This window comes from Plantactinospora sp. B24E8, from assembly GCF_039871735.1.
GTDB lineage: Bacteria > Actinomycetota > Actinomycetes > Mycobacteriales > Micromonosporaceae > Plantactinospora.
Window position 1 is genome coordinate 24,127 of record NZ_JBDPMH010000027.1, and the last position, 17,013, is coordinate 41,139.

Genomic DNA, 17,013 nt, shown 5'->3' on the forward strand with positions numbered 1-17,013 from the left:
CTGCCCCACCACTCGGCGCCCGACGCGCCGGGTCAGCCGCCGACGAGCGGGCGCACGTCCCAGACCCAGGCGCCGGAGATTTCCCGACCCGGGCCGAGGAGCCTGTCCAGGGTCTCCTTGACCGGCGCGCCCCGGTGCAGACCGCCCTGCACGACGATCGCCGCCCGCCAGTGTCGCAGGTCCTCGACCGCCTGTCGGCGTTCCGCGTCGCCGATCACCGGCACCTCGCCGGTGAAGGCGACCCGGTCCAGCAGCACGGCGGTGGGGCGGTCCGGTGAGCCCCAGCGGCCCTGCGGATCGTCCGGGCCGGCGGGGCCGATGAAGTAGCCGCCCGGGGCGGTGAACGCCAGGCCGGTCCGGGCCGACCAGTACATTCCGGCCGTCGCCTCACCACCGGTGGTCGGCGGCACCGGCACCAGGGTCCGCCCCGGTGGGACGTACGCCCGCCACTGGCCGCTCGCGACGAACTCCGGCACCGGCCAGACCGGCTTGGTCCGCAGCGGCGCCGGCACCAACGGCAGCAGTGCGGCGACCACCGCGCCGGTCCAGAGCAGCCGGACCGGCGTCCGTTCCCGGACCGGCCGGTCGGCCGCGTCCGCCGGCTCGGGCCGACCGACGTCGGCCGCCACGTCCGGCTGGTCGGTGCCGGCCGGCACCGCGTCGGTCGCCGGCACCGCCTCGGCCGCTGCCGGCACCGGCCGTCGGTGGACCTCCGCGATCGAGACCGCCAACAGGATGCCGATGACCGGTACGCAGATCAGCGGGAACCGTGCCGGGACCGCCAGGTCGAGCAGGGGCAGTTCGGCGACCAGCCGGTACGGACCGGGTACGTCGAGCAGCTGCCCGCCCAGCCGGACGTCCCGGCCGAGCGACAGGATGGCGAAGACCACCCCGCATAGCGCCAGGGCCCGGACCATCGACCGACGCCACTGCCAGATCACGATCACCACGCAGAGCACGATCAGCGGGAGCCCGAAGAAGGAGTTCTCCTCCGTCGGGTTCGGCGAGAGCAGGCCGGGGACCGAGTCGAAGCCGGTGATCGACTGTCGGGCGGAGGTGGTGAACGACTCCAGGTCCAGGGCGTAGCCGGCGGGGTCGAAGGGCAGCCCCCGGTAGTGCCCGGGTCCGAAGAACTGGAACCAGAGCGGGTACGCCAGCAGCACCGACCCGGTCAGCGCGCCGATCCCGAGCCGGCCGAGGAAGGCCGGCGCCAACCGGCGTACGTCCCGAGGGGCGGCGGCCACGTGGCCGAGGGTGAACAGTCCACAGGCGAGGACCAGGAAGACCAGCACCTCCTCGCCGAGGAAGACCTGGTACGTGACGAGGAGCCCGAGCAGGACGCCGCGCCGGAGCACCCGGTCGGTGCGGGGGTCGAAGACCACCGCGAGGATCGCCGGCACCAGGAACTGCGCGATCATGTGCAGGTGCCCGGTGGCCTGCGAGATCATCCCGGGGGCGAATCCGCAGAACAGCCCTCCGACGAGGGCGCCGACCCGGCCGGTGCGCAGCCGTCGGGACAGGAACAGGTACCAGGCGGTGGCGGTGCCGGCCAGGGAGAGCACCACGGCGAGCAGGTACGTCGTCTGCGAGCCGAACAGCAGCGTCACCGGGGCCAGCGGCAGGCCGAACCCCAGCACCGAGGTGTTCGCCATCAGGTTGACCCCGTCCGGCGCGTTCAAGGCGGTGCTGTAGAACGGGTTCTCCAGCTCGGTGACCGCACGCGCGGCCCGGGCGAGCATCCACTCGAAAAGCATCATGTCGTTGTCGGCGTACGTCATCCGGTCCCGGTGCCGCCACAACTCGGCGGTGACGTAGCCGGCGACGGCCAGGTGGAACAGGACGACCACGGTGTCCAGCAGCGGGCCGCGCCGCCGGCGGAGCCGGTCGACCAGCGGAAGCCGGCAGAGTCGACCAACCAGCGGAAGCCGGCGGAGCCGGTCGGGACGATCGGAGTCGGACGGGTGGCCGGCCGTCGGCACGTCGGTGGCGACCGCGCTCCTCGACGCGGCCCCGTCAGGTCGTCCCGGCCCGCTCACCCGACGGTACGGCTGGTCAGGGGCCGGATGTCCCACACCCACACGTCGTCGACCCGTTGTGCGGGTCCGGCGAGCTGGTCGACGGTACGACGCAGCGCCTCGACGTTGGCCTGCCGGACCGGCAGGACCAGGATGGCGGCCCGCCACTGGCGCAGTTCGTCCAGGCTCCGACGACGCTGCCGGTCGGTCAGGGTCACCGGCCGGCCGGTGGTGGAGACCCGGTCCAGCATCGCGCTCAGGCCGCTGGGGCGACCGCCGAACCGGCCCGGGTCACCGGTGTTGCCGTTGCGCGGGGCCAGGAAGTAACCGCCCGGGATCTTGAAGTCCAGGTTGGTGTAGGCGGCCCAGCGCATGCCGTTGGTGTGTCCCATCGCCGGGATCGGCACCGGCACCAGCGTCTGGTCGGTGCCGACGTACGGCCGCCACTGCCCGGAGGTGATGAAGTCCGGTACGGGCGGCCGGCTGACCTCCCGCAACGGCAGCGGCAGGATCGGCAGCAGGGCGACGACCAGCGCGGTCACCACCACCGTCCGGACCGTACGCTGGTCGGCGGGCCGCATCGCCCAGGCCCGGTCGGTGGCGAGGGCGAGCAGGAGTCCGATCACGACAGAGGTGATCAGCCCGAACCGGGTCGGTACGACGGCGTCGAGCAGTGGCGCCTTGACCAGCACCTCCCACGGCCCCCAGAACGCTCCCCGGTTCCACCAGGAGATCCGCTCGCCGAGGGAGAGGATCGCGAAGATCAGGCCGGTGGCGGCGAGCGCCCGGATGACCACCTCACGGCGGAGCCAGACCACCACCGCGACGGCGAGCAGTGTCAGGCTCCAGCCGAAGAACGCGTTCTCCTCGGAGTAGTTCGGGGCGAGATCCAGGTTCGCCCGCTCGTTGCCGCCGAGGGTGGTGGACCCGGGCGCGAAGAACGCGGCGATGTCGTTGCCGTAGTCCCGGACCGCGTCGCTGAGCCCGTGGTACGCCTGCCTGCCGGCGAACTGCACGTACAGCGGGTACGCCAGCAGCGCCCCGGCGAGTACGGCGCAGACCGCCAGTCCGGCGAGGAGTGGCCGCCACGCCGCCCGCCACCGGCCCGGCTGCTGCACCAGTACGGCGGTCAGGAAGACGCCGCAGGCCAGCGCGGTGAAGAGCAGGATCTCCTCGTTGATGAACGCCTGGTACGTCACCAGCAGTGCGAGGATCACCCCGTCCCGGACCGGGCGGGTGGAGCGGGTCAGCACCATGACCCGCCAGACGATGAACGGCAGCAGGAACTGGGAGATGATGTTGGGGTGCCAGTTGGCGTGCGAGAGCATCGCCGGGGAGAACCCGCAGAACCAGCCGCCGACGATCGCCGCGACGGGCGCCCGGACCAGGTGTCGGGAGATGACGTAATACCAGGCGGAGGCGGTGCCGGCGAGGCCGAGCGTCACCAGCACCACGAACGAGACGGCCGGTCCGAAGAGCAGGGTCACCGGGATCATGGGGATGCCGAGCCCCAGGATCGCCGTGTTGGCCATCAGGTTGACGCCGTCAGGATAGTTCAGCCGGTCGGTGAAGAACGGGTATTCGCCGTGCAGCACCACCCGGACCGAGTGGGCGAGGAAGTACTGCACCTGGGCCGGGTCGCTGCTGTAGAGCGCGGCCACCCGGCCGGCCGGGTCGAGCCAGATCTGGCTGGTCACCCAGAGCGCGGCGAGCAGGAAGGCGCCGTACACCGCGAGGTCACGCCGCCAGGTGGGCCAGCGGGGCGGCCGGTCCGTACCGCTGCCGGTGTTCCGGTCCGGCGTGCCCGGCTCCTCGCCGGCGCGGGCCGGTCGCGGGTCGGCCGGGGCGTCGGCCGTCGGGCCCGCTCCGGGGCCGGCCGTCGCACCGTCGTCGGCGTCGTGGCCCGGTCCGGTCGACGCGGCGGCGCCGGGACCTGCCGCACCCGCGTCGGCTCCGGTCACCGTCCGCCCGCCGGACTCGGTGGCCCCCGGATCCGGTGTGGTTTCGAGACGTGGTGCGGCAAGCGTCACAGTCGGCGGAGTCTACAGGAGTATGTCCGGGGTCCCGGGCGCCTGGGCTGCTGGTTACCGTCAGGCGGGCGGGCCGGGCGTCGGGGTGGTACGGCGCGCCGACCCGATCGGTCCACGTTTCCCGGGTGTCGCCCGGCGGGCGTCCGAGATCTCGTAGGATGTGGCATCTGTAGTCAGCTGAGACGGATCGGGGGCACAGGGGTGGGCTCAGTCCCTCGTCTCGGAGTGACACGGCGCGCAACGACACTGCCCGGAGTGACCCGGCGCGGAGTCTGGCGTCCCGGAGCGACGCGGCCCGCGGTGACGCGGCGCGCGATGGCCGGTGTGGCGGTGGCTGCCGCGCTCCTCGTGGGCGGATGCGGCACGATCCCGACCGAGCCCGCGGTGGCGTTGCGGGTCGGCTACGACACGCTCGACGGCACCCTGCCGGTGTGGCCCGCCCGGGGCAACCTCGCCACGGATCCACAGGCGACCGCCGCGGTCGCGAAGGCGGTGGACGGGTGGCGTTCACCGGTGGACGACCGCGTGCACCTGCCGACCTCGGGCATCCTCTGGCTCGGCGAACTCGACGGGGCGCGGCGGGCGTTCGTCGCCGCGGACGTGCCGGGCGAGTCGGCGTCGTGGCTGCTGCAGCTGACCGGCGACGGCGACCGCTTCACCGTGGAGCGGGCGGTCGAGTACACCGAGCCGGGCTACCTGGTCTACTCCGACGTACTCCCTCTGCAACTGCCGTCCGGCCGGCGCTACCTCGTCTCGGCCCGGGTGGACCGGCTGCTCGACCCGAACCGGAACCCACTGCCCGTCACCGACGGGCTGACCGGCCCGGTGCCGGTACCGTCCTGCACCGCCGTCACGGTCACCGCCCGGCTGCGGCCCAGCGAGTCACTGCCGAACGGCAAGGCCGCCGAACGTCTCCTCGACCTCGGCACCAACACCCCGGGGCCCCGGTACCCGCTGGTCGGCGACGACACCGGATCGGGCGGCCGGGCGCTGGAAGGCCTGGACACCTGTGCACTCGGTGACCGGACCGGGCCGTTCGGCAGCATCGCCCACCGGGTCCACGACCGGCCGAGCCTGGAGTCCGTACCGGCGTCCTGGCCGATCGACCGGGTCGCGACCCGGACCCTCGGCGAGGTCGACCTGGACGGTGCCGGGCAACCGGCCCGGCTCGACGAACTCACCTGGCGCACCGACGAGGGGATGATGACCGCGGCCGTGATCCGCCCCGGCGGCGCTCCGCCGGCGGTGTCGGCCGCCGACCGGGTCGAGCCGCTGCAACTGTACGTCGTACCGCTGGCCCGCCCGGTCGTGGTGTTGACCTGGAAGAACACCGCGGACAGCAGCCTTGTGCCGCCACCGGACACGGTACGTCGGGTCGACCGACCCGGGCTGGCGGTGCTGGACAAGCCGGCCACCCAGGCGACCTTCAGGCTGATCGCCCCGGACAAGACCACCCAACGTTCGGTCAGCCCTGACTGACCGCGCCCGGCCGCGCGTCCCGGCGACGCCGCCGTCTCCGTGTGCCGAAGGGGCCCGGCCAGTGGCCGGGCCCCTTCGATCAGGTCGACAACGGTGGCCGGAGCCACCCTGGTTGGTTCAGCCGCGACCGTTGCGGCCACCCTGGTTGGTTCAGCCGCGACCGTTGCGGCCACCCTGGTTGGTTCAGCCGCGACCGTTGCGGCCCTTGGTCACCCGCTGACCGTTCTGGTCGCCGTTCGCGGCCGCCCGCCCGCCGGTCGCCTCGGGGTCCGCCGTCACCCGGACCGGGGCGATGGACTCGCCGTCGAGCTGGGAGACCCAGCCGGTGACGTTCCGGGCCACGTCCTGGGCGGTCAGCCCCAGGTCGGCGAGGATCTGCGCCCGGGTCCCGTGCGGCTGCCAGACCGACGGCACGCCCAGGTCCCGCAGTGGCACCCGCACGTCGGCGTCGCGCATCGCCTTGGCCAGCGCGTCACCAACACCACCGGCGCGTACCCCGTCCTCGACGGTGACCACCAGCCGGTGCGCCCCCGCCAGGGTGACCAGTTCGGCCGGAACCGGCCGGACCCAGCGCGGGTCGACCACGGTGACGCCGTAGCCCTGCTCCGCGACCCGGGCGGCCACCTCGACGCCGAGCTGCCCGAAGGCGCCCACCGCGACCAGCAGTACATCGGTGCGGGCCGACTCGGCCAGCACGTCCACCCCGCCGGAGACCGAGTCGGGGGCGGTGACCCGGCGGATCGCCGGCAGGTCGGCGGCGACCGTACCGGTCGGGAAGCGCAGCAGCGTCGGGCCGTCCTCGACCGCGACCGCCTCGCGCAGCTCGGCCCGGAGCGTGGCGGCGTCCCGGGGCGCGGCGATCCGCAGCCCGGGCACCACCCCGAAGACGGACATGTCCCAGATGCCGTAGTGGCTCGGCCCGTCCGGGCCGGTGATGCCGGCCCGGTCCAGCACGAACGTCACCGGCAGCTTGTGCATCGCGACGTCGAGCAGCACCTGGTCGAAGGCCCGGTTGAGGAAGGTGGCGTAGACCGCGACCACCGGGTGCAGGCCACCCATCGCCAGCCCGGCGGCCGAGGTGGCCGCGTGCTGCTCGGCGATGCCCACGTCGTAGACCCGCTCCGGGTACTTGCGGGCCAGCGAGGCGATCCCGGTCGGCTCGGCCATCGCGGCGGTGATGCCGACCACGTCCGGCCGCTCGTCGGCAACCTTGACCAGCTCGTCGGCGAAGACATGGGTCCACTTCACCGACGGGGCGGCCAGCAGCTTGCCGGTCTGCACGTCGAACGCGCTGCTCGGGCCGTGCAGGCAGTCGGCGTCGTCCTCCTCGGCCGGCCGGTAGCCCAGGCCCTTGCGGGTCACCGCGTGCACGATCACCGGCCCGCCGAAGCCCTTGGCCCGGCGCAGCGCCGACTCGACCGCGGCGACGTCGTGCCCGTCGACCGGGCCGAGGTACTTGATGCCGAGGTCCTCGAACATCGCCTGCGGGGCGACCGCGTCCTTGATGCCCTTCTTGACCGCGTGCAGCACCTCGTACATCGGCTTGCCGACCAGCGGGGTCGAGCCGAGCGCCTCCTTGACGGTGTCGAGGACCTTCTCGTAGCCGGGGTTGAGCCGCAGCGTCGACAGGTGGTCGGCGAGTCCGCCGATCGTCGGCGCGTACGACCGGCCGTTGTCGTTGACCACGATCACCAGCGGATTGCGGGCGGCGGCGATGTTGTTCAGCGCCTCCCAGCACATGCCGCCGGTGAGTGCCCCGTCGCCGACCACCGCGACCACGCTGCGCGACTCGCCGCGCAGCGCGTACGCCTTGGCGAGCCCGTCGGCGTAGGAGAGGGCGGTCGAGGCGTGCGAGTTCTCGACCAGGTCGTGCTCACTCTCGGCCTGGCTCGGGTAGCCGGAGAGCCCGCCGCGCTGACGCAGCTGGTCGAAGCCCTCCTGCCGACCGGTGAGGATCTTGTGGACGTACGCCTGGTGACCGGTGTCGAAGAGCAGCCGGTCCCGGGGCGAGTCGAAGACCCGGTGCAGGGCGAGGGTCAGCTCGACGACACCGAGGTTGGGGCCGAGGTGTCCGCCGGTGCGGGAGACCTTGGCGACCAGGAAGTCCCGGATCTCCGCGGCGAGCAGTGCCAGCTCCTCGGCGGTCATCCGCTTGACGTCCTGCGGGCTGCGGACCGCGCTCAGCATCCGTCCGGTGGGAATGGTCTCCTCCTCCACGCTCATGCCGTCACCTCGCCCCGTTCGGCAGGGGTATCGGGCCGCACGGCAGTGGGCTGGCTCAGTCGCTCCCTACGCAGGCTCATAGCCGCTGAGTCTATCGGGACCGGCCCGACCCGCAGCCGGGCAGCCGATACGGGGACGCCGGATCGGGGGATGGCCCCGGCCGGGCCCGTCGATCGGCAGAGTCCCGTTGACCGGACGGCGTACCGTCGCGATCAGTTGACACATCGGTACGGCGAGTGGCCGCCCGTACCTCCACCGAACGAACGAAAAATCGGGCAGAAGCCCCCAAGGGCCGTAGTATGGCCGGTATTCCGACCCTCCCCTAAGGTCTCGCCATGCCGCCTGCCGATCTTCCCCAGGATTCCCCGTCCCCCGCCTCCCCCGGCCGACGCTCTCGGGTCTCCGGCCGGTACGCCGCCGGACAGCTTCTCGCCGCGATCGTCGTCCTGGTCGTCGCCCTGCCCCTGCTGCCGCTAATTCTCCTGATCGTCGCCTGGATCCGGCTGCGGGACCGGGCGGCCGCCCGGGCAACCCGCCGCGATTCGGAGGCGGCCTCGACCCGCTCCGGGGTGCCCGCGCCCGTCGCGCCCTGATCGCCCACGAGGCTCTCAGGATATTTGTGTTGCCGGCGGCGGCCCGCGTCTCGTTAGGTAGACCTGACCGTCAACGGCAGGCGAACACGGGGGCCGAGATGTCCAGCTTCAACGTGCGCAACACGGATCTGCGGGCCGTCAACTCGATGACCAAGTACCCGTCGATCCCGACCTACCACACACTCGACCCGCGCAACGGTGGCCTGCTCGAGGAGACCGTGCGGTTCACTGGCCGGGTCAGCCTGACCGAGAAAGTCGACGGCACGAACGGCCGGATCGTCTCGCTGCCGGACGGCAGCTATCTGATCGGCAGCCGGGAGGAGTTGCTGCACGCCCGGGGCGACCTGATCGCCAACCCGGCCCTCGGCATCGTCGACGCGCTGCGCCCGATCGCCGAGCGGCTGCCGCCGGTCGACGGGGACCGGATCGTGGTCCGTTACCTGGAGGTCTACGGCGGAAAGGTGACCGGCGCCAGCAAGCACTACACCGCGAGCCGCACGGTCGGAGCCCGGCTGTTCGACGTGGCGGTCGTCGACGACTACGCCGAACTGCTGGACTGGCCGGCGCAGCAGCTCTCGTCCTGGCGGGAGAGCGGCGGCCAGCGGTTCCTGGACGAGTCGGCGCTGCTGAGCACCGCCGGGGTCGACGGCCTGGAGATCGTGCCACGGCTCGACGTACTCGAGGCGGCGGACCTGCCGACCGACCTCGACAAGACGTACCAGCTGCTCCGGGAGTACCTGCCGCAGACCCGGGTGGCGCTGGACGGCCCGCCGGGACGGGCGGAGGGCATCGTGCTGCGGTCGGCCACCCGCTCGGCGATCGCCAAGGCCCGGTTCCAGGACTACGAGCGGACGTTGAAGCGACGCGGCGCCCGGTAGCGTTCGCGGCCGTTCGTCCGCCGGGTCCGACACATCGGCACCGCACCAGAGGAGTGCACTGGCGATGGGATGTGACATCTGGTCGTACGCGGAGGTCCGCACCGGGGGCGGGTGGCGGTGGGCACGGAACCTGTTCCCGGACCGGGCGGACGAGAACGACCGCGATGAGGTGTTTCCGGACTTCGACTACCGCCTGTTCGGCTTCCTCGCCGACGTACGCAACCGCTCACGCTCGCCGGTGATTGCCAGCGCACGAGGGCTGCCGGGTGACGTGTCGCTGGAGGTGCGGACCGAGCACGACGCGTGGGGTTGCGACGTACACCACGCCTCGTGGCTGACCCTGGCCGAACTGCTCGGCTACGACTACGACCAGGTGACCCGGGATCGGCGCGTCACCCGGGACGGGGACGGCGCCGCCCTGGCCGTGGCGGGCGAGGGTGCCCATCCGACGCTGCGGGACCTCCTGGGGCGGCGGTACTTCGAACGGCTCGCCGCCCTGGTTAGCCTGGGTGACCCGGCGGACGTCCGGATCGTCTTCTGGTTCGACAACTGACCGGGGACGCGGTCCCCGCCGTTCACCCGGCCGGGACCAGCAGGGCCACCAGCTCGACGTGCTGGGTCATCGGGAACAGGTCGTAGCCGCGCAGCGCGGCGAGCCGCCAGCCGGCCGCCCGGAACGTACGGACGTCCCGGGCGAAGGCCGCCGGGTCGCAGGCGACGTAGGCGACGGCCCGCCGGGCGGCGGCCACGACGTCCCGGACGACGGCGGCGCCGGCCCCGGACCGGGGCGGATCCAGCACCACCAGGTCCACCGGGCCGATGATCCGCCGCCGGGCCAGTGCCGGGCCGACCGACGCCCGGACGATCTCGACCCGGGGCAGGTCGCGCAGGTTCTCCCGGGCGGCGTCGACCGCCGCCGGTGCCGACTCGACCACGGTGACCCGTCCGGTCGGCCCGAGCCGGTCGGCCAGGGCCGCCGCGAAGAGGCCGGCGCCGCCGTAGAGGTCCCAGGCCGACTCGCCCTCTCGCGGGTCCAGCAGGTCGAGCACCGCCGCCGTCAGGGTGTCGGCGGCGGCCGGGTGCACCTGCCAGAAGGCCTCCGGTGGCAACCACCAGGTCCGGCCGACCGCGTGCTCCCGTACCGGCTGCCCGGTCGACGCAGCGTCGCCCGGTGCCCCGCTGGGCGGTGCGGGGCCCGGCTCCGGGGACGCCAGGACGACGCGCGACGGTCCGGTCCGGACGTCGGGCTCGGCCAGGTCGCCACCGGCGACCAGGCCGCCGTCCCGCAGGCCGCGGACCATTACGTCGCCGCCGGTGGAGGCGATCACCTCCACCGCGTCGGCGTCCGGCCACCGCCGCCCGTCCGCCGACAGGACCGGCAGTTCCTGGATCGCCGGGTGGGCGATCAGGCAGCGGTCGATCGGCACCACCTCGTGCGAACGGTGTTTGAGCAGGCCGGCCCGGCCGGCGGCGTCGACGGCGTACCGGACCCGGGAGCGCCAACCCAGCGGCCCGCCGGGCAACGCGTGCACCCGGACGTCGAGTTCGTCGACCTCCGCCGGGCTCAGGCCGCCGAGTCGGAGCAACTGCTCGCGGACCACCCCCGTCTTCCAGGCCCGCTGCGCGTCCGGCGCCACGTGCTGCAGGTCGCAGCCGCCGCAGCGGCCGGGACGGGCGTACGGGCAGGGCGGCTCGACCCGCTCCGGCGCCGCTTCCAGTACCTCGACCGCGTCGGCCCGGAGGAAGTCCCGGCGTACCTCGGTGATCTCGGCGACGACCCGCTCGCCGGGCAGCGTGTGCCGGACGAAGACCACTCGGCCGTCGAGCCGGGCCACGCAGTGCCCGCCGTGCGCCACCGGGCCGATGGTGAGCTCGACCCGTTCCGCCTCGCCTGGCCCGGACGGGTCGGCGGGACGTGGCCGTCCACCGGAACCCGCCGGGTCGGCGGGACGTGACGGCCCGCCGGCACCCCCCGTCGGGTCCACGGTGGAACGTGGGCTCGCGCCGGTGCTCATCGGGGTCCGGCCGCGTCGTGGCCGGGAGCCGGCGGCGGATCGGTGATGTCCCGGTCGGGTCGGCGGGACGGCGCGACCAGGTCGCCGAGGGTGGCACCGCGTGGCCCCCGGGCCGGTCCACGGCTCAGGGTGGCGTCGAACCGGTCCAGGTTCTTGCGGGCGCTGGACTCCAGCTGCCAGGGCACGCTTGTCACCATCACCCCCGGTTCGAACAGCAGTCGGCCCTTGATCCGCAACGCGCTCTGGTTGTGCAGCAGGTTCTCCCACCAGTGGCCGACGACGTACTCCGGAATGAAGACCGTGACCACGTCGCGCGGTGACTCCCGACGGGCCGACGCGACGAAGTCGAGGATCGGGCGGGTGATCTCCCGGTACGGCGAGTCGATCACGGTCAGCGGCACCCTGATGCCGTGGCGCTCCCAGTCGGCCTGCACGGCCCGGGTGTCGTTCTCGTCGACGTTGACGGTCAACGCGGTCAGGGTGTCCGGCCGGGTCGCCTTGGCGTAGGCGACAGCCCGCAGGGTCGGCTGGTGCACCTTGCTGACCAGCACAATCGCGTGGTTGCGGGCGGGCAGCACCGGGCGGCCCTCGGGTGGGGTCAGCTCGGCGGCGACCCGGTCGTAGTGCCGCCGGATGGCGAGCATCACCACGTAGATCACCGCCATCGCGGCGATCGCGATCCAGGCACCGAGCAGGAACTTGGTGATCAGGACGATGACCAGGACGGTCCCGGTCAGCCCCGCCCCGAACGTGTTGATGCCCCGCGACCGGATCATGCGCCGCCGGGCCTGCGGATCCCGCTCGGTACGCAGCAGCCGGTTCCAGTGCCGGATCATGCCCGCCTGGGAGAGCGTGAAGGAGACGAAGACGCCGACGATGTAGAGCTGGATCAGCCGGGTCACCTCGGCCTGGAAGGCGACGATCAGCAGGCTCGCCGCCACCGCGAGGAAGATGATGCCGTTGGAGAACGCCAGCCGGTCGCCCCGGGTGTGCAGCTGCCGGGGCAGGTAGCGGTCCTGGGCCAGGATCGAGCCGAGCACCGGGAAACCGTTGAACGCCGTGTTGGCGGCCAGGAACAGGATCAGCGCGGTCGCGCCGGCAACCACGAAGAGCAGGACGTTGTCACCGAAGATGGTCTGGCCGAGCTGGACGGTGACGGTCTTCTGCACGTAGTCCGCCGGCCCCTGCGCGAGCTGGCGGGCCGGGTTCTCCATGAACTGCAGGCCGGTCAGCCGGGAGAGCCAGATGATGCCCAGGATCATCACGATCGCGACCGACCCGAGCAGCAGCAGGGTGGTGGCCGCGTTGCGGCTCTTCGGCGGCTTGAACGCGGGTACGCCGTTGGAGATGGCCTCGACACCGGTCAGCGCGGCGCAGCCGGAGGAGAAGGCGCGCAGCAGCAGGAAGATCATGGCGAACGCGGTCATGTCGGCGTGCTCGGCACTGACGACCAGGTCGGCGCTGGGTGCCTTCAGGTCGTGGCCGAGGACGAAGACCCGGACCAGGCCGGTGAGGATCATGCCGACGATGACGATCATGAAGCCGTACGTCGGAATGGCGAACGCGGTGCCGGACTCCCGCAGGCCGCGCAGGTTCACCGCGGTGAGCAGGATCACCGCGGTGACCGCGATGATCACCCGGTGTTCGGAGACGAACGGCAGCACCGAACCGAGGTTGGCCACCCCGGACGAGACCGAGACCGCGACGGTCAGCACGTAGTCGACGAGCAGCGCGCTGGCCACCCCGACGCCGAACTTCGGACCCAGGTTCACCGTGGCGACCTCGTAGTCGCCGCCACCCGAGGGGTAGGCGTGCACCGTCTGCCGGTAGCTCGCCACCACGGTCAGCATCACCACCACCACGGCCAGGGCGACCCACGGCGAGAACAGGTAGGCGGAGGTACCGGCGATGGAGAGCGTCAGCAGGATCTCGTCGGGGGCGTACGCGACGCTGGAGAGCGCGTCCGAGGCGAAGACCGGCAACGCGATGCGCTTGGACAGCAGCGTGTGCTGCAACTTGTCCGACCGGAAGGGTCGGCCCAGGAGCAGGCGCTTCAACAGCGAGGCGGGACTGGCCACAAGGGCTAAGGGTACGGCTGCCCCGCCGCGTCGACCGACCGGTGGGTCCGATCTTCTGGACTGAGCCGGGTGACACGGGATTCTCCGCACCAAACCGGGATGTCTCTCCCAGCCGGCGTGGCCTCCGCTCCCCCACCGGTCGACGGGGGAGTCGGGCGGCGGCGGAGCCGGGCCACATGGCACGCTCATGGTGAGCCCGTCAGACGGCGGCGGGCAGGTCGCGCGGTCACCCGGGAGGACGTACGTGCACGTCGTGATCATGGGCTGCGGACGGGTCGGCTCGTCGCTGGCCGACAGCCTGGAGTCGCGCGGCCACTCGGTGGCCGTCATCGACCAGGACGCCGACGCGTTCCGCCGACTCGGCTCGGACTTCGGCGGCATCACGGTCACCGGCGCCGGTTTCGACGGTGACGTGTTGCGCCAGGCCGGCATCGAACGGGCCGACGCCTTCGCCGCCGTCTCCAGCGGCGACAACTCGAACATCATCTCCGCCCGGCTGGCCCGGGAGACCTTCGGCGTCTCGCGGGTGGTGGCCCGGATCTACGACCCCAAGCGGGCCCAGGTCTACGAGCGGCTCGGCATCCCGACCGTCGCCACGGTCCGCTGGACCGCCGACCGGATCGTCCGGCACCTGGTGCCGGAGGGGCACGTGGAGATCTTCCGCGACCCGACCAGCACGGTATCGATCATCGACGTGCCGCTGCACGACGACTGGATCGGTCGACCGCTGCGCGGGCTGGAGGAGGCGACCGGCGCGCGGGTCGCGTACCTGACCCGGTTCGGCATCGCCGCCCTGCCGACCGGCTCGACCGTGCTGCAGGAGGGTGACCAGCTCGCCATGCTGGTCACCGACGACATCGCCGACCAGGTGACGAGGGTGGCCAGCCTGCCGCCGAAAGGAGGGCGCTGAGAATGCGGGTCGCCATCGCCGGCGCCGGCAACGTGGGCCGCTCGATCGCCCAGGAACTGATCGACAACGGCCACCAGGTGATGTTGATCGAGCGGAAGCCGAAGATGCTCCGCCCGGAACGGGTCCCGGCCGCCGAGTGGATCCTGGCCGACGCCTGCGAGCTGACCAGCCTCGAGGAGGCCGACATCGCCAGTTGCGACGTCGTCGTCGCCGCCACCGGCGACGACAAGGTCAACCTGGTGCTGTCGCTGCTGGCCAAGACCGAGTTCGCGGTGCCCCGGGTGGTCGCCCGGGTCAACCGGGCCGAGAACGAGTGGCTCTTCACCGACCAGTGGGGTGTCGACGTCGCGGTCAGCAAGCCGCGGGTGATGGCGGCGCTGGTCGAGGAGGCGGTCACCGTCGGCGACCTGGTCCGGCTGATGACGTTCCGGCAGGGTGAGGCGAACCTCGTCGAGATCACCCTCCCGCCGACCGCCCCGTACGTCGGCCACCCGATCCACGCCGTACCGCTGCCCCGCGACTCCGCGCTGGTCGCGATCCTGCGCGGCAAGCGGGTGCTGGTGCCCAGCCCGGACGATCCGCTGGAGGCCGGCGACGAGCTGATCTTCGTCTGCACCGCCGAGGTCGAGGACGAGGTGCGCGCGGTGATCCTCGGTGCGGACAGCGTCGAACGGACCCGTCGGACCCGCTGAACACGTCCCCACCGACCGGTGACGGTGCTGTCCCGTCCGCCGGTCAGTTGGCGACGGTCGCCGTCGGTACCGCCGGTTCCCGCCGGTTCACCCGGCGGACGACCCAGATGGTGATCACCAGCAGCAGGGCGTACGGCGGATAGCCCAGTGCCAGGCGCGCGGCGCCGAGCGCCGTGGTCATGTTCGCCACGTAGAGGGCGTGCTGGGCGCCGACCTTGAGGATCCAGACCACACCCCAGAGCACGGTGAGCCAGGTGAAGGTCCGGACCAGTCGGGGATTCTGCCGCCACTCCGACCGTCCACCGGCCGCGATGATCGACCAGATCCAGCCGACCAGGGGCTGCCGCAGCGCCGCGGAGCCGAGCAGCACCACGCCGTAGGCGTAGCCGTAGAGGATGCCGGGGAGGTAGAAGTCCCGCTCGTCACCGGTCCGCCAGGCGATCAGGGCGCCGATTCCGATGCCGAACAGCCCGTTGACCGCGTGTCGGATCGGCCGCCGCTGGGCCAGCCGCAGCCCCGCGATCGCCACCGCGACCGCCACCGCGGCGATCACCGCGGGCCGCAGTTCGCCGATGATGTTGACCACCACGAAGACGAGCACCGGGATGCTGGACTCGACCATCCCGCGCCAGCCGCCGAGCTGCTCGGCCATCTGCTCGGTCAGGCTGGGCAGCGGCTCGTCCGGCCCGGTCGGGCCGGCGGCCGGCGTACGTTCCGTCTTGTCGGTGCGGGGCTGTCCAGCTGTCATCTGGGCGTCTTCCGGTCGCGGCTGGCGGCGCCGGTCGACACCCTCATCGCGGCAGCTCCAGCTCGTAGTACGGGTTGTAGATGACTTTACGGTCATCCCGGACCGCCACGCGACCACGAGCCGTCAAATGCCGCCCCGGTTCGATGCCGGCGATGTGCCGGCGGCCCAGCCAGACCAGCGTCACGATGTCGCTGCCGTCGTAGAGGTCCGCCTCCAGCGTGGGCAGGTTGGTGCGCGGGGTGTAGACCACCGTGCGCAGCCGGCCCGACACGCACACCACCTGACCCCTGCTGCACTGCCGGGCCGGCATGCCGCCCACCTCGGCGCTCTCCCGCTGCAGCTCCTCCGCCTCGATCTCGGCCTCGCTCGCGGTCAGCCGCTGCAGGAAGCCTCGCAACGACGTCCGGCCCTGGTCGGTCGCCATGACCCGGTGTCACCCTCCCCGGCGCGCCCGGTCGGCGCGTCCACTCGACGCGGCTGGTCGACAGCCGCCCCGCAAGCGTACGCCGGATCCGGTCCGGCCGGTCGGCGCGGCCGGGCTGCCTCGGCCGACCCGGACCCCCGGACGGGATCCGGGTCGCGACGTGCCCTCAGCCGGCCCGGCCGGGCTCACCACGCCGTGGCGTCTGCTGGCCCGACACCGCTCCGTTGACCGCGCCGTCCGGCACCGGTCCGGCCGCCTCCGCCCCGTCGACGCCGGTCCCGGGATCCCTCGGCAGCCGCAGCGGCAACGGCTCCCGCACCGGCTTCGCCTCCTTGCCCCGGTCGACGACCAACCCGTCCAGGCAGGCGGCGAGGGGCGCGGCAGCCGCGGGGTCGCTCGCGGCCCGCCCCTGGAAGACCCCCTGGACCATCCAGCGCGGCCCGTCGACCCCGACGAACCGCAGGTCGGCGACACCACCGTCCGGGGTACGGACCCGTGCCCTCAACTCGGTGCCGTGGTCGCCCTCGTCCTCCTCGGCCAGCACACCGTCGGCGGCCAGCGAGGTCCGGATCTCCTCCCGCCACTCGTCCCAGATGCCCTCGGAGCGGGGCGCGGCGAAGACGCCCAGCTGCAGGGCGCTCTCGCCGTGCACCAGGACGACCTGCTGGATGACGCCGTCGGGATTGGCCTGGACCCGCACCTCGACCTCGGGTACGGCCGGGATCTGCAGACTGCCCAGGTCGAGCCGCGGTACGTCGGGAGCCGACTCGGCGCTGTCGTACGGGCCGCCCGACCGCCGGTCGGCCCCGACGCCGGTGGCCAGGTCCTGCGTGTCGGCCGTCGGCCGGTCCGACCGCTCGTCGCGGGCGTGGCGCCCACCGCCGCGTCCTCGGGAGAAGATCATCGTCCTTACCTGCTACCTTCCGTT

13 protein-coding genes and 1 pseudogene are annotated in these 17,013 nt (G+C 72.7%); 6 read left to right on the top strand and 8 right to left on the bottom strand.

The window, feature by feature from the left end; all coding sequences use genetic code 11:
- Nucleotides 1-32 precede the first annotated feature (32 nt).
- Nucleotides 33-2,036, bottom strand: a complete 2,004-nt coding sequence (locus ABGB21_RS27740; RefSeq protein ID WP_347680271.1) for a hypothetical protein — start codon at nucleotides 2,034-2,036, stop codon at nucleotides 33-35.
- On the bottom strand, nucleotides 2,033-3,976 hold the full coding sequence (locus tag ABGB21_RS27745) for a hypothetical protein (protein ID WP_347652234.1): 1,944 nt from the start codon (nucleotides 3,974-3,976) through the stop codon (nucleotides 2,033-2,035). Before ABGB21_RS27745 ends, ABGB21_RS27740 begins: the two co-directional genes overlap by 4 nt.
- 399 nt (nucleotides 3,977-4,375) lie before the next feature.
- Here ABGB21_RS27745 and ABGB21_RS27750 point away from each other — a divergent pair, with 399 nt between their 5' ends.
- Nucleotides 4,376-5,524, top strand: a complete 1,149-nt coding sequence (locus ABGB21_RS27750; RefSeq protein ID WP_347680273.1) for a hypothetical protein — start codon at nucleotides 4,376-4,378, stop codon at nucleotides 5,522-5,524.
- A 183-nt stretch (nucleotides 5,525-5,707) separates the two neighbouring features.
- Here ABGB21_RS27750 and dxs read toward each other — a convergent pair whose 3' ends face one another.
- On the bottom strand, nucleotides 5,708-7,747 hold the full coding sequence (gene dxs, locus ABGB21_RS27755) for a 1-deoxy-D-xylulose-5-phosphate synthase (RefSeq protein WP_347652023.1): 2,040 nt from the start codon (nucleotides 7,745-7,747) through the stop codon (nucleotides 5,708-5,710).
- Nucleotides 7,748-8,082: 335 nt separating this feature from the next.
- Here dxs and ABGB21_RS27760 point away from each other — a divergent pair, with 335 nt between their 5' ends.
- The 3 genes from ABGB21_RS27760 to ABGB21_RS27770 all read left to right on the top strand — a co-directional run bounded on the left by ABGB21_RS27760 (nucleotide 8,083) and on the right by ABGB21_RS27770 (nucleotide 9,771).
- Nucleotides 8,083-8,340, top strand: coding sequence for a hypothetical protein (locus ABGB21_RS27760; protein WP_347680275.1), 258 nt, complete (start codon nucleotides 8,083-8,085; stop codon nucleotides 8,338-8,340).
- A gap of 98 nt (nucleotides 8,341-8,438) precedes the next feature.
- Entirely contained in the window at nucleotides 8,439-9,218 is a 780-nt protein-coding gene (locus tag ABGB21_RS27765) for an RNA ligase family protein (protein WP_347652025.1), read from the top strand.
- 64 nt (nucleotides 9,219-9,282) lie between these two features.
- A complete protein-coding gene (locus ABGB21_RS27770; RefSeq protein WP_347680277.1) occupies nucleotides 9,283-9,771 on the top strand; it encodes a hypothetical protein in 489 nt (162 codons plus the stop codon).
- Nucleotides 9,772-9,793: 22 nt separating this feature from the next.
- On the opposite strand, the pseudogene ABGB21_RS27775 reads toward ABGB21_RS27770, so the two are convergent.
- Both ABGB21_RS27775 and ABGB21_RS27780 read right to left on the bottom strand, forming a co-directional pair.
- Nucleotides 9,794-11,116, bottom strand: a pseudogene (locus ABGB21_RS27775) (TRAM domain-containing protein); the annotation flags it as partial.
- 113 nt (nucleotides 11,117-11,229) lie between these two features.
- Entirely contained in the window at nucleotides 11,230-13,311 is a 2,082-nt protein-coding gene (locus ABGB21_RS27780; RefSeq protein WP_347680279.1) for an APC family permease, read from the bottom strand.
- Nucleotides 13,312-13,555: 244 nt separating this feature from the next.
- On the opposite strand from ABGB21_RS27780, the gene ABGB21_RS27785 reads away from it, so the two are divergent.
- Both ABGB21_RS27785 and ABGB21_RS27790 read left to right on the top strand, forming a co-directional pair.
- Nucleotides 13,556-14,221 (top strand): TrkA family potassium uptake protein, encoded by a 666-nt coding sequence (locus ABGB21_RS27785; RefSeq protein ID WP_347680281.1) that lies wholly within the window; start codon nucleotides 13,556-13,558, stop codon nucleotides 14,219-14,221.
- Nucleotides 14,218-14,913: a TrkA family potassium uptake protein gene (locus tag ABGB21_RS27790; protein ID WP_347652236.1), complete on the top strand. Its 696-nt coding sequence runs from the start codon at nucleotides 14,218-14,220 to the stop codon at nucleotides 14,911-14,913. Before ABGB21_RS27785 ends, ABGB21_RS27790 begins: the two co-directional genes overlap by 4 nt.
- A gap of 43 nt (nucleotides 14,914-14,956) precedes the next feature.
- Here ABGB21_RS27790 and ABGB21_RS27795 read toward each other — a convergent pair whose 3' ends face one another.
- The 3 genes from ABGB21_RS27795 to ABGB21_RS27805 all read right to left on the bottom strand — a co-directional run bounded on the left by ABGB21_RS27795 (nucleotide 14,957) and on the right by ABGB21_RS27805 (nucleotide 16,989).
- Nucleotides 14,957-15,661: a DUF3159 domain-containing protein gene (locus ABGB21_RS27795; RefSeq protein WP_347680283.1), complete on the bottom strand. Its 705-nt coding sequence runs from the start codon at nucleotides 15,659-15,661 to the stop codon at nucleotides 14,957-14,959.
- A gap of 43 nt (nucleotides 15,662-15,704) precedes the next feature.
- Entirely contained in the window at nucleotides 15,705-16,085 is a 381-nt protein-coding gene (locus ABGB21_RS27800) for an OB-fold nucleic acid binding domain-containing protein (protein WP_347652030.1), read from the bottom strand.
- A 166-nt stretch (nucleotides 16,086-16,251) separates the two neighbouring features.
- Nucleotides 16,252-16,989, bottom strand: a complete 738-nt coding sequence (locus tag ABGB21_RS27805) for a DUF3710 domain-containing protein (protein ID WP_347652031.1) — start codon at nucleotides 16,987-16,989, stop codon at nucleotides 16,252-16,254.
- Nucleotides 16,990-17,013: the final 24 nt, after the last annotated feature.

Excerpts from the sequence above, each read along its gene's own strand:
- ABGB21_RS27805 (WP_347652031.1), bottom strand. The coding sequence starts at position 16,989 with ATGATCTTCTCCCGAGGACGCGGCGGTGGGCGCCACGCCCGCGACGAG.
- ABGB21_RS27765 (WP_347652025.1), top strand. The coding sequence starts at position 8,439 with ATGTCCAGCTTCAACGTGCGCAACACGGATCTGCGGGCCGTCAACTCG.
- ABGB21_RS27795 (WP_347680283.1), bottom strand. The coding sequence starts at position 15,661 with ATGACAGCTGGACAGCCCCGCACCGACAAGACGGAACGTACGCCGGCC.
- ABGB21_RS27800 (WP_347652030.1), bottom strand. The coding sequence starts at position 16,085 with ATGGCGACCGACCAGGGCCGGACGTCGTTGCGAGGCTTCCTGCAGCGG.
- dxs (WP_347652023.1), bottom strand. The coding sequence starts at position 7,747 with ATGAGCGTGGAGGAGGAGACCATTCCCACCGGACGGATGCTGAGCGCG.
- ABGB21_RS27770 (WP_347680277.1), top strand. The coding sequence starts at position 9,283 with ATGGGATGTGACATCTGGTCGTACGCGGAGGTCCGCACCGGGGGCGGG.
- ABGB21_RS27760 (WP_347680275.1), top strand. The coding sequence starts at position 8,083 with ATGCCGCCTGCCGATCTTCCCCAGGATTCCCCGTCCCCCGCCTCCCCC.